The organism is Nonomuraea sp. NPDC050383 (assembly GCF_044459125.1).
Classification (GTDB): Bacteria; Actinomycetota; Actinomycetes; order Streptosporangiales; family Streptosporangiaceae; genus Nonomuraea.
In genome coordinates this window covers 353,602-364,957 of the sequence record NZ_JBITIP010000004.1, presented here as the reverse complement: position 1 = coordinate 364,957, position 11,356 = coordinate 353,602, and the positions used below count along the sequence as shown (strand labels likewise).

Annotated in this window: 11 protein-coding genes; 7 read left to right on the top strand and 4 right to left on the bottom strand. The window is 72.1% G+C overall.

What is annotated here, in order from left to right; translation table 11 throughout:
* Nucleotides 1–250: 250 nt before the first annotated feature.
* The 4 genes from ACIBG4_RS13105 to ACIBG4_RS13090 are packed head-to-tail and all read left to right on the top strand — an operon-like array spanning nt 251 to nt 3,640.
* Nucleotides 251–1,303, top strand: a complete 1,053-nt coding sequence (locus ACIBG4_RS13105; protein ID WP_397201986.1) for an ABC transporter substrate-binding protein — start codon at nt 251–253, stop codon at nt 1,301–1,303.
* Nucleotides 1,300–2,076, top strand: coding sequence for an ABC transporter ATP-binding protein (locus ACIBG4_RS13100; RefSeq protein WP_310708747.1), 777 nt, complete (start codon nt 1,300–1,302; stop codon nt 2,074–2,076). The genes ACIBG4_RS13105 and ACIBG4_RS13100 overlap by 4 nt, the downstream gene beginning before the upstream one ends.
* A complete protein-coding gene (locus ACIBG4_RS13095) occupies nt 2,073–2,837 on the top strand; it encodes an ABC transporter permease subunit (protein ID WP_310708748.1) in 765 nt (254 codons plus the stop codon). Before ACIBG4_RS13100 ends, ACIBG4_RS13095 begins: the two co-directional genes overlap by 4 nt.
* A complete protein-coding gene (locus tag ACIBG4_RS13090; RefSeq protein WP_355440229.1) occupies nt 2,834–3,640 on the top strand; it encodes an ABC transporter permease subunit in 807 nt (268 codons plus the stop codon). The genes ACIBG4_RS13095 and ACIBG4_RS13090 overlap by 4 nt, the downstream gene beginning before the upstream one ends.
* Before the next feature lie 15 nt (nt 3,641–3,655).
* Here ACIBG4_RS13090 and ACIBG4_RS13085 read toward each other — a convergent pair whose 3' ends face one another.
* Together ACIBG4_RS13085 and ACIBG4_RS13080 are read right to left on the bottom strand one after the other, a co-directional pair.
* A complete protein-coding gene (locus tag ACIBG4_RS13085; RefSeq protein ID WP_397201985.1) occupies nt 3,656–4,075 on the bottom strand; it encodes a hypothetical protein in 420 nt (139 codons plus the stop codon).
* A 102-nt stretch (nt 4,076–4,177) separates the two neighbouring features.
* Nucleotides 4,178–5,578, bottom strand: a complete 1,401-nt coding sequence (locus ACIBG4_RS13080) for an MFS transporter (protein ID WP_397201984.1) — start codon at nt 5,576–5,578, stop codon at nt 4,178–4,180.
* Between the two features lie 576 nt (nt 5,579–6,154).
* On the opposite strand from ACIBG4_RS13080, the gene ACIBG4_RS13075 reads away from it, so the two are divergent.
* From ACIBG4_RS13075 to ACIBG4_RS13065, 3 genes are read left to right on the top strand one after another with little or no spacing between them, the layout of a single operon-like run.
* Complete coding sequence (locus ACIBG4_RS13075) at nt 6,155–7,219, top strand: hypothetical protein (RefSeq protein WP_397201983.1); 1,065 nt, start codon at nt 6,155–6,157, stop codon at nt 7,217–7,219.
* On the top strand, nt 7,216–8,523 hold the full coding sequence (locus ACIBG4_RS13070) for a hypothetical protein (RefSeq protein ID WP_397201982.1): 1,308 nt from the start codon (nt 7,216–7,218) through the stop codon (nt 8,521–8,523). Before ACIBG4_RS13075 ends, ACIBG4_RS13070 begins: the two co-directional genes overlap by 4 nt.
* Nucleotides 8,520–8,915, top strand: a complete 396-nt coding sequence (locus tag ACIBG4_RS13065; RefSeq protein WP_397201981.1) for a hypothetical protein — start codon at nt 8,520–8,522, stop codon at nt 8,913–8,915. The genes ACIBG4_RS13070 and ACIBG4_RS13065 overlap by 4 nt, the downstream gene beginning before the upstream one ends.
* Nucleotides 8,916–9,029: 114 nt before the next feature.
* Here the strand turns inward: ACIBG4_RS13065 and dacB are convergent, their stop codons facing one another.
* Both dacB and ACIBG4_RS13055 read right to left on the bottom strand, forming a co-directional pair.
* Entirely contained in the window at nt 9,030–10,571 is a 1,542-nt protein-coding gene (dacB, locus tag ACIBG4_RS13060; RefSeq protein ID WP_397201980.1) for a D-alanyl-D-alanine carboxypeptidase/D-alanyl-D-alanine-endopeptidase, read from the bottom strand.
* Between the two features lie 129 nt (nt 10,572–10,700).
* Complete coding sequence (locus ACIBG4_RS13055) at nt 10,701–11,252, bottom strand: FHA domain-containing protein (RefSeq protein ID WP_397201979.1); 552 nt, start codon at nt 11,250–11,252, stop codon at nt 10,701–10,703.
* Nucleotides 11,253–11,356 lie beyond the last annotated feature (104 nt).

Here is an 11,356-nt window from a genome sequence, read left to right as displayed (position 1 = left end):
CTACCGGAGCCCTTCAGCGGCTGGAGGGATCTACGGACCTGCCCGGACGCTCTCGTAGGGACCTACAGGGCACGGCACCGGGCGCGGAGCGGTTTCCCCTGCGTGCACGGCCGGGGCGGTCTGCAGCGGTCAATGAGGGCCCGACGCACCACCGGATGACCGAAATTCCGTCACATGATGGTAATAATCGATGTATACCGTCCTGACCTGCGGATTCACCCGCCGCACCTCCCTCGCTCCAAGGAGAATCATGGCTCCCCTCGACCGTCGCGCGTTCCTGCGGACGACCGGTCTGGCCGGGTTGGCGCTCGGTCTGGCCGCCTGTGGCGACAACTCCGCCTCCACCGGCGGCGGTGGCGGCGAGGGTGGTCTCGGCTCGGTGAAGCTCCAGCTCTCGTGGAAGAAGAACGTCGAGTTCGCCGGCGAGTACTTCGCCGACAGCAAGGGCTACTTCAAGGCGGCCGGGTTCTCCCAGGTCGAGCTGCTGTCCGGTGGCGGCTCCGGCACCTCGGTCGAGTCGGGCCTGACCACCGGCCGGTGCTGGATCGGGCTCTCGGCCCCCACCATCACCGCGCCCGCCGTCCTCCAGGGCGCCCCCCTGAAGATCGTCGGCGCGACGTTCCAGAAGAACCCGTTCGCGGTCGTCTCCCTGTCCAAGAACCCCATCGAGGACCCCAAGGCGCTGGTCGGCAAGAGGATCGGCGTCCAGGACTCCAACGAGCTGGTCTGGAACGCGCTGCTCAAGGCCAACGGCATCGACCCGGCGAGTGTGACCCGCGTGCCGTTCCAGTCCGACCCCTCGATGCTCACCTCCGGCCAGCTCGACGGCTACGTCGGCTTCGTCACCAGCGGCCCCGTACGGCTGAAGATGCAGGGCGTGGACGCCGCCCACCTGCTGTTCGCCGACCACGGCCTGCCGCTCGTCGCCGAGACGTTCACCGTCACCCAGCAGACCATCGACACTGAGCGCGACAAGCTCAAGGCGTTCCTCACCGCGGAGATCAAGGGCTGGAAGGACGCCGTCGCCGACCCCGCCAAGTCCGCCGAGATGGCCGCCAAGACCTACGGCAAGGACCTCAACCTCGACGTCGCCGAGCAGACCGAGGAGGCCAAGATGCAGAACGAGCTGGTCGTCACCCCCGACGCCAAGGCCAACGGGCTGTTCACGATGACCCCCGAGCTGATCGAGCAGAACATCGCCTCGCTCGGCAAGGCCGGGCTCGCCGTCAAGGCCGAGCAGCTGTTCGACCTGACGATCCTGGACGAGGTCTACAAGGCCGACCCGAGCCTGAAGCTCTCATGACCGGAATCGCGATCTCGGGGCTGAGCAAGACGTTCGCCAAGGGCCTGACCGCCGTCGACGACGTCGACCTGAGCACGCCCAGGGGCTCGTTCCTGTCGCTGCTCGGCCCGTCCGGGTGCGGCAAGTCCACGGTGCTGCGCATCCTGGCCGGTCTGGAGAGGCCCACGACCGGGGAGATCCGCGTGAACGGCGAGACGCCCGAGGAGCTGCGCCGCGGCCACCACCTCGGCATCGCCTTCCAGGACTCGGCGCTGCTGCCGTGGCGCAGCGTCACCGCCAACATCCGGCTGCCCCTGGAGGTCGCCGGGATCCGGCCCGAGCCCGGGGCCGTCGAGGACCTGGTCAAGCTGGTCGGGCTCGAAGGCTTCGAGAAGGCCCGGCCGGCCGAGCTGTCCGGCGGCATGCGCCAGCGCGTGTCCATCGCCCGCGCCCTCGTGGTCAAGCCCAGCGTGCTGCTGCTCGACGAGCCGTTCGGCGCGCTGGACGACATGACCCGGCAGCGGCTCAACCTGGAGCTGCTGCGCATCTGGACCGAGAAGCCCGCCACCACGCTCATGGTCACCCACGGCATCGGCGAGGCGATCTTCCTGTCGGACGTCGTGGCCGTCATGAGCCCGCGCCCCGGCCGCGTCGTGGAGCTGGTGGAGATCGACCTGCCCCGGCCGCGCACGCCCGAGATGATGCGCACGCCGGAGTTCCACGCCATCCACGACCACCTCAGCGCCCTGCTGTTCGGCGGCGGCCGGACCGAGCCCCTCGGGCGCGGCACGTGAGGCGGGTCCACGGGCCGGCCGGCGTCGTCGCTCTCATCGGCCTCTGGTGGCTGCTCGCCGCGACCCTCTTCGCGGACGGCGGCGCGGTGCCCACCCCGTGGCAGGTCCTCGCCGGCATGGCCCGCGACGGCTGGGCCTTCTACGGCCCCAACGTCACCGCCACCGTCGGCGCCGCCCTCCAGGGGTTCCTGTGGGGCAACGGCCTGGCCGTCGTCGTGGCCGTGCTCGTCCTGCTCGTCCCCCGGCTGGAAGCCGTGGCCACCCAGCTCGCCGTGATCAGCTACTGCATCCCGCTGCTCGCCATCGGGCCGATCATCCTGGTCGTCTTCGGCGGGCCCGCCACCGTGGTGTTCCTCGCCGCCGTCTCGGTGTTCTTCACCACGCTCATCGGCGCCCTGCTCGGGCTCCGCTCGGCCGACCGGGCCAGCCTCGACCTCGTCACCGTGTACGGGGGCGGGCGCCTGGCCAGGCTCCGGTACGTGCAGGTCATCGCGGCGCTGCCGAGCACGTTCGCCGGGCTGCGGATCTCGGCCCCGTCGGCGCTGCTGGGCGCGATCATCGGGGAGTACCTGGGCAGCAACGACCAGGGGCTCGGGGTGTCGCTCATGATCTCCCAGCAGCAGTTCCAGGTGCCACGCACGTGGGGGCTGGCGCTGGTGGCCGGGCTGGTCGCCGGGCTCGGGTACGCCGTGGTCGCGCTGGTCGCGCGGGTGGTCACCCCGTGGTCGTCCGGCCGTACGGAATCGGGGTCGGCGCTGTGACGGGACGTACCGGGCTGAGAACCGGGCTGCGGACCGGGCTGCGGGTCGTCGGGCCGCTGGCGCCCGCCGTGCTGATCGTGGTCGCCGGGTGGTGGCTGTTCCTGGAGGCGTTCGGCATCAGCCCGCTCGTCGGCAAGCGGCCACCGCAGGTCTGGGACTACCTGTTCGCCCCGGACGCCGCCGCGCACCGCGACGCCGTGTTCGGGGCGCTCGGCGTCACGGTCCGGGACGCGGCCATCGGCTTCACCGCCGGGATGGTCGCCGCCATGGCGGTGGCGGTCGCGTTCGTGCTGTTCAGGACCGTCGAGCAGACGTTCATGCCGGTCGCCATGCTGCTCCGGTCGGTGCCGCTGGTCGTCATGACACCGCTGATCACTCTCGTCTTCGGCCGGGACCTGGCCGGCGTGGCCGTCATCGGCGGGATCGTGGTGTTCTTCCCCGCCCTGGTCAACATCGCCTTCGGGCTCCGCTCCGCCTCACCTCAGGCCACGGACCTCGTCCTGGCGTACGGGGGCGGGCGGCTCACGGTGCTGCGCAAGGTCGCGGTGCCGACGGCCATGCCCTCCGTCTTCGCCTCGGCCCGGATCTCGGTGCCCGCCTCGATCATCGGCGCCCTCATCGCCGAGTGGCTGGCCACGGGCGAGGGCATCGGGGCCGGCATCCTGCGCGCCATCGGCGGGTTCCGGTACGACGAGGTGTGGGCGGACATCGTGGTGGTCACGGCGGTGTCGATCCTGGCGTACGCGGTGGTGGGCGTGGTGGAGTCGCTGGTCCTGGCCCGCTTCTCCGACCAGCGCCCCTGAGTCGGGTCACCGGGTCTACCGGCCCGCGGTCAGCCGCGGTGGGCGGCGGATCGGGCACGGATGCGCGGTGTGGCGGTTCGGGCAGCAGATCATCGCGATGCTCGCGAACCGCCCGCCTGTCAGCCACTCGCCCCACACCACGTCCACCCCGCGCGGCAGCGCGTCGGCGGCGCCGTCGAGCCGGGCCCGCAGCCCCACCCGGTCCGGGCGGGGGAAGGACCTCGCAGCCCGGCGGTACCGGGCGGCCAGCCACTCCAGCGCCGGGCCGGGCTCGTCGAAGGTCGCGGCGATCCGGGAGGCCGGGCGGGCCAGCCAGTCGCCGGTCAGCATGGGCGGCAGGTCCGAGGCGCCGAACTCCGGCGAGCCGGGCCGCCGCTCCTCCTCCCGCTCGCGCTCCGCGCCGTCGCCGACCCAGGCGTAGGCATGCCAGTGCACCGGTCACCCCCAACGGTCATGGAACTCCCACCAGAGTTCCTTCCCCGCCCGGGTCCGGGTCGCTCCCCTCCTGTCGGGGGGCGACCCGTGACCCGGGGCGGGTCAGTGGTGGCCGGCCGTTGCGGCTCTCGGCAGCAGCGGCAGGCACAGCGCGCAGAGCACGATCACCCCGAGGACGCCGCACAGCGTGAGCAGCGCACCCGACCGCGCGTCGTGGCCGGTGCTGACGGTCAGGAAGACCGTCGAGACGCCGGCCGCGCCGAACGCGTTGGCGAGCTGCTGCACGGCGTTGACCGCCCCGCCGGCGCTGCCGGACTCGTCGACGCCGACGTCGCCGAGCGCCACCGCGAAGATCGAGCCGAAGCAGCAGCCCATCCCCAGCCCGCACACGAACAGCGGCGCCGTCAGCGCCCACGTGGACAGCCCCGGAGCCGCCACGACAGCCAGGTAGCAGAGCACCCCCACGCCGGTCAGCGCGAGCCCGATCGCCACCAGCCGGCGGCCGAGCCGGGTGATGAGGCCGCGCGCCGTGAACGAGGCCACGATGATGCCGACGGACAGCGGCGCCATCGTCCCCGCGGTCGTCAGCGGTTCGAGCCGCTGCCCGTCCTGCAGGTACAGGGACGAGACGTACAGCAGGCCCGAGACGGCCGCGAAGAACAGCGCGCCGACCAGGACTCCGGCGACGAACCCGCGGTTGCGCAACAGCGACGGCTCCAGCAGCGGGTTGCCGCCGCGTACCTGGTGGACGGCCAACAGGGCCAGGCAGGCCGCGCCCCCGGCGACGGCGAGCAGCGTCGCCGGGCTCCAGCCGCCGTCGCCGCTCTGGACGAGGCCGCCCAGCACGCCGAGGACGCCCAGCATCAGCAGGACCGCGGCGAGCGGGTCGATCACCACGGCGCGGCGCTCCCGGTCGGGCGGCAGCTCCTTCGCGCCGGCGAGCAGCACGGCGAGGCCGAGCAGCACGTTCCCGGCGAAGATCCCGCGCCAGCCGAGCCCGAACGGGTTGGCCTGGATGACCAGCCCGGCCACGACCGGGCCGCTGATCGAGCCGACGGCCATGAGCGGCGCGAACAGCCCGAAGACGCGGCCCAGCTCCGCGCGCGGGAAGACGCGCAGCAGGATGCCGAAGCCCTGCGGGATGAGCAGGGCGCCGAACACGCCCTGGGTCAGGCGCGCGCCGATGATCGACTCGGGGCTCCAGGCGAGGGCGCACAGCAGGGACGCGACCGCGAACCCGGCCGTGCCGGTCAGGAAGGCCCGTCGCTGTCCGTACCGGTCGCCGATCCGGCCGCCGATCACCAGGATCGAGCCGAGCGCCAGCGCGTAGGTGGAGCCGAGCCAGGGCGTCAGCGAGGGCGGGGCGTGCAGGTCGCGCACGACGGACGGGGCGGCGATGTTGGTGACCGTCGTGCTCAGCAGGTCGAGGACGTCGGCGACGAGGATGACGGCGAAGATCCGCCAGCGGGCGGAGACGCGGACGTCGGTGCCGGTTTGCGGCATGGCGAAGCACTCTCTGTTCTCGAGAGACTCAGACGTTCACCCGCTGTGGGGACGTCGTGCCGGCCGGAAGTCCCGGCACGAGACCACGCCCAGGCGTGCCTCGCCGCACCTTACGGATCAGCAGCATAGCGGAGGAGAGAAGGGCGGGGCCCGGCCGCGGTCCGTGTGCGGGGGAGGCGCGGCCGGGCCCGCCGGGAAGGGAGCGCCGTGGCGGGCGGTGGGAACCGGCGCGGTGACGCGCTCGGCGGGGGCCAGGCGCTCCCTGGCTCGGCGACCCCGGGCCCGGGACGTGGAGTCGGTAGTGAGAGGTACGCGAGGCCGGCCGCCAGGGTTCATCGGCCGGCGAAACTCTGCGTCCGGCCGGAATTACGACTGCCGCAGATTCATGAAAGCCATGTCGGCACACAGCGGCCGGCAGCCATTAGGATCAACGCCGTTTGGGGCTCATGACGCGGTTATCACCGCCACCCCGATGTCTCGAAAAAGAGATGTGATGTGACGGAAAGGATTCATGACGTGGCATTAGCCGCCGGCATTCGGCGATTCATGGTGGATACGGGGGAACCCCGCGGATGGGTGTCCCCCAGGACAGACCTGGTGATGGCGCTGCTCGGGATCTGGTTCGGGGTCGGACTGATGATCGACGCCTGGGCGCACACCAACCTGGCGGGCCTGGAGACCTTCTTCACGCCATGGCACGCGGTGTTCTATTCCGGGTTCGCCGTGGTCTCCGGCTGGATAATCTGGCAGGTGTGGCGCAACATGCGCGCCGGCCGTCAGGGGCTGGCGGCCGTTCCCACCGGTTATCTCGCCGGGCTGGTGGCGATTCCCGCGTTCGCCGCCTTCGGATTCGCCGACATGATGTGGCACACCATCCTCGGCATCGAGACGACCATCAACATTCTTTTCAGCCCGTCACATCTCGGCCTCATCGTGACGATGATGCTCATCATCACGACACCGCTGCGCTCGGCGTGGAACGCCCCCGGCCTCGGCGCCCGGCCCTCGCTCGGCCGTCTGCTGCCCGCGCTGATCGGGCTCGCGTTCGCCACCACGCTGGTGTCGCTGTTCCTGTCGTACGGCGACGCCCTGCAGTACCGTCCCGAGCGGATCGTCCAGGCGTTCTCCGTGCTGGAGGACTCGGGCGCCGAACGGGTGGCCGTCGCGATGGTCGTCACCAACGTCATCATGCTCAGCCCTGTGCTGTTCCTGGTGCGCCGCTGGATGTTGCCGTTCGGCTCGGTGACCGTCATGTACGCGATCATGGTGCTCATGCCGGGGGCCCAGACGGCGTTCCGCAACGTGCCGATCCTGTTGTCGTTCGTGGCCGCCGGGTTCGTGAGCGACCTGCTGATCCGCCGGCTGCGGCCGTCGGGTGAGCGGCGCGCCGCGTACTGGGCCTTCGCCGGGCTGTCGGCCTTCGCCACCTGGTCGCTGTACATCGGGGTCGCCTCGGCCACCGGGGGCGGCCTGCCCGCCGTGCCCGAGCTGTGGACCGGCGCGCCGATCATCGCCGGGCTGATCGGGCTGGCGCTCGGGGCGCTGTTCCTGCCCAACGCGGTCACCGCCGCGCCGGTACCGCCGAGCGCGGTCAGCGCCGAGCCGGTTCCGCCCGGCGCGGCCGACGCCGAGCGGGCATGATCCGAGTTCTGTGCCTCGCCGCCGCCTTCGTGCTGGCGATGGCCGCCCCCGCCGCGGCGCACAACGTCACGGCGGGGGCGGACCTGCGGATCGCCCAGACGATCGCCGGCGCCGAGGTCACCGTGGTGGTCAAAGGAACGACCCGGGTGCCGGGGCCGCTGCGGATCGGCGTCGTCGCCTACCAGCCGGTGTCCGGCCTGCGCGTCGGTCTCGAAGTCCGCTCCGTCGACGACGGCCACACGGTGACCGGCACCGCCCAGGCGACGGCGAACCCGCAGTTCACGCAGCTCCAGGTGGAGCGGGCCGGGCCGCACGAGCTGAGACTGAGCGCCGGGGACGAGGTCGCCGTCATCCCGTTCCGCGTCCTCGTCGAACGCCAGTCGGCGGGCGACCTCCTCATCTACGGCGGCCTGTTCGTGGCCGCGATCCTGCTGGTGGGCGGCCTGCTCACCGGGGCGCTGGCCCGCCCCGGACCGGCGATGGCGCTGGCCGCGGGCGCCGCGGCCGGGGTGACGGTCGCCGCCATGGTCGTCGTGTTCGGCTCGCAGGTGCCGCCGCCCGCGCCCGCCGGCGCCGCGCCCACCTCCACGACCGCGCAGGGGCGGCCGTACGCGCAGGTCCGCATGGAGACGGTCCCGGCCCGGCCGGCGGCGGGGGAGGAGTTCACCCTGCGAGCCGATCTCATCGACGGCTCCACCGGGCGGCCCGTCGACGACCTCACCGCGCACCACGAGGCGCTCGCCCATGTGATCGTCACCAGCGAGGACGGACGCTACTTCCGCCACGTGCACCCCCTGCGCACGGCACCCGGACACCTGGAGGTCAGACTGAGCGCCGACCGCCCCGGCCGGTACCTGGCGCACGCCGAGCTCGAACGGGAGGGCTCGGGCGGGCAGCTCGTCGCCGCGGATTTCACCGTCGGAGGGACGGCCCAGGCGCCGGAGAAGTCCGGCACAGCCACGGAGCCCGGCGGTGCCGGCGCACCCGACGCGCGGGCCGGTACGACCGCCACGCCGCGGCTGCAACCCGGCGCGCCCGTCGCGGGCCGGCCCACGACGATCGAGGTGGACACCCCGGCCGGCGTGCGGACCTGGCTCGGCATGACCGGCCACCTGCTCATACGCAGCCAGGACGGCGACTTCTTCGGCCACGTGCACGAGATGGGCACCCCGGGGTCCCAGGTGCGCTTCACCTTCAGCTTCCCCGAGCCGGGCCGCTACCTCGCCTGGATCCAGTACGCCACCGCCGACCGCATCGTGACCGTACCTCTGACCGTGAACGTGACCGCATCGGAGACCCAGTGATCAGGAGGTGGCACGTGGTGGCCGCGGCCACGCTCGTGGTCGCGGCGGTGGCGCTGTTCGTCGCGGGCAGGAGCACGGCCGCCGAGCCGGTCGACGTGACCACCACGGGCACCCGCTACGCCGCCACCATCCTCATCGCGGACCCGGCTCCCGGCCGGGTCACCGTGGAGATCAAGGTGAGCAAGGGCGACCCCGACACCGTGGCCGTGTCGGCGGTGATGGCCGAGATGGGACACTCCACACCCGAGATCTCCGCCACCGAGCGGGAGCCCGGCCGCTTCGTGGCCGTGGGCGAGCTGTTCCCGATGAGCGGCGTCTGGGAGCTGGCGATCCGCCTCGACGGCCCCGCGGGGGAGGAGCAACTCGCCGTCAAAACACTGATCACCAGATAGCGATTGTCTGCGGTCTCGGTGAAAGCGTCCGAGGCGCTCCCGAACGCCTCGGCCCGAGCCCCGTCACGCGGACGGAGGCTCGGGCCGGGGTGGGTGACTACGTTCCGGGCCGGGTCAGCACTCGGCGGGCTTGAGCCAGGAGCACTCGAGGTCCGGGGCGTCCACCGCGGCCTGGCGGAGCTGCGCGGTGGCGTCCACCGTGGCGGTGCGGGAGAACTGGGCGAGGCGGATGGCGATCTTGTCCTCGATGTCCTTCGGCGAGCCGGACAGGAACTGGTTGAGCATGATCGAGAAGACCAGCGGCTCGCCCTCGGCACTGGTCACGTAACCCGACAGCGACGTGACGCCGGTCAGCGAGCCCGTCTTGGCGTGGACGTTGCCGGCGGCCGGGGTGTTGCGCATCCGGCTGCGCAGGGTGCCGCCGACGAAGCGCTCGGCGTTGCCGGCGATGGGCAGGGCCTCGTACCAGGTCTTGAACCACGGCTTGCCGCGTACGGCGGTCAGGAGCTGCGCGATCGAGCCGGGCGAGAAGCCGTCACGCCGCGACAGGCCGGAGCCGTCACGCATGTTGATCACCTGGACGCCGTTCGCCTTGGCGAAGTCCGTGGACACCTTGAGGCCGGCCGCCCAGGTGCCCTTGCCGGAGACCTTGCGGCCCATCGCCTTGGTCAGGATCTCGGCGTGCATGTTGTTGCTCAGCTTCAGGAACGGCACGAGCAGCTCGCCGAGCGGCATCGACTCGTGCTTGCCCAGCTCGGCCGCGCCGGACGGGGCGGCGCCGGTCACGGTGGGGCCGAGCACGCGCACGCCGTGCTTGGTCAGCGCCTTGCGGAACAGCGAGGAGACGTAGCTCGTCGGGTCGTCGACGGCCACCCACTCCTGGTACGGGTCCGCCACGGTGCCGGTGATGACGACGGTGCGGCCGGCGTGCTCCCGCTCGATGAGGACATCGGTGGACGAGCCGACCGTCGCCTTGTTGACGATCTTCAGGTAGTCGGTCTCGGGGGTGGTCGACACCTTGACCTTGTCGCCGTCGGCGGCCACCGAGACGATCACCGAGCCGGCGTCGTAGTCGCGGTCGGGCGAGGCGGTCAGCGCCGAGATCGGCGCCGCGTAGTACGCCGTCTCGTCGTCCCACGCCCAGTCGCTGCCGAGCCGCGTGGAGTCGAACCAGGTGTCGTCCGCGACCAGCTTGCCCGTGACGACCTTGATGCCCGCGGCGGCGACCTTGGCGGCCAGCGCGTCGTAGTCCTCGGCCAGCATGGTCGGGTCACCGGTGCCGCGCAGCACCAGGTCGCCGGTCAGCGCGGAGCCGATCTTGTGCCCGGCGGACAGGACCGTGGTGGGGAAGCGGTAGTCGAGGCCGAGCGTCTCGGCGGCGGCGGCCGAGGTGAACAGCTTGGTGTTGGAGGCGGGGATCATCTGCTTGCCGGCGTCGGTGGAGTAGAGCTCCTCGCCGGTGGTGGCGCTCTTGACCACCACGCCGGCCCGGGCGATGGTCAGCCGCGAGTCGGCGAGGATCTGGTTGATGTCCTGGGCCAGGTCGGCCACGCCGGGCGACGGTTCGAGCGCGATCGCGGACGTGCTGGGGCTGGACGCCCACGCGAGGGCCGCGACGAGCGCGCCCGCGACGAGGGAGGCTGAGGTGCGCCGCATGGAGTCTCCAAAGGGCTGGGGGTCTCGCCCTGGATCATCGAGCAGCCCAGACGCCGTGTAATCCGCAAATATCCGTATCTTTCGCCGCCGTACCGGAAGCGGCGGAGCGGCGGAGCGGCGGAGAGCGGGTCAGGCGGCCGGGGGGCCGGAGGTGACCAGGAAGCCGCAGTCGCCGAAGGAGATCTCGTCGCCCGACGTGACCCGGGCCGGCCCGACGAGCCGCCAGCCGTTCAGCCGCGTGCCGTTGAGCGAGCCGAGGTCCACCAGCATCCACCCGCCGCCCTCCTCGCGCCGCAGCTCGGCGTGCACGCGCGAGACGGTGAGGTCGGACAGGACGAGATCGCACGCCGCGCCCCGGCCCACCACGTAGCGGGCGCGGTCGTCGTCGGGCAGCGCCAGCCGGGGCAGGCGCGGCTTGCGCCAGGCGGCGCGCAGGCCGGTGGTGAAGTCGGAGGCCGAGGACACCATGTCGGTCACGCGCTCTCGGAGCGACCGGCGCCGGGGCAGGTCGGCCACCAGGCGGTCGAGCTCGTCGCGACTGCGGGCGCGCAGGGCCTCGTCCACCCGGCCGACGAAGGTGTCGTGGGAGATGCGTCCCTCCACGGCCCGGTCGCGAAGCTCGCCGATCGCGCGATCGCGTTCCCCGTCGGACGCGCGAAACGGTGGATGCGTCGAGCTCATGCCCCGAGTATCGGCCTACTCCGCGTTCCGTGTCCAGAAACCCCGGATTCCGCGGCAGTTCCGGCGTTCGCCTTGCGGTGAGCATACTCGGTATGCATACTCAG

Bases quoted from the DNA above. Each gene is read 5' to 3' on its own strand.
- ACIBG4_RS13100 (WP_310708747.1), top strand. From the start codon at position 1,300: ATGACCGGAATCGCGATCTCGGGGCTGAGCAAGACGTTCGCCAAGGGC.
- ACIBG4_RS13055 (WP_397201979.1), bottom strand. From the start codon at position 11,252: ATGAGCTCGACGCATCCACCGTTTCGCGCGTCCGACGGGGAACGCGAT.
- ACIBG4_RS13105 (WP_397201986.1), top strand. From the start codon at position 251: ATGGCTCCCCTCGACCGTCGCGCGTTCCTGCGGACGACCGGTCTGGCC.
- ACIBG4_RS13080 (WP_397201984.1), bottom strand. From the start codon at position 5,578: ATGCCGCAAACCGGCACCGACGTCCGCGTCTCCGCCCGCTGGCGGATC.
- ACIBG4_RS13070 (WP_397201982.1), top strand. From the start codon at position 7,216: ATGATCCGAGTTCTGTGCCTCGCCGCCGCCTTCGTGCTGGCGATGGCC.
- dacB (WP_397201980.1), bottom strand. From the start codon at position 10,571: ATGCGGCGCACCTCAGCCTCCCTCGTCGCGGGCGCGCTCGTCGCGGCC.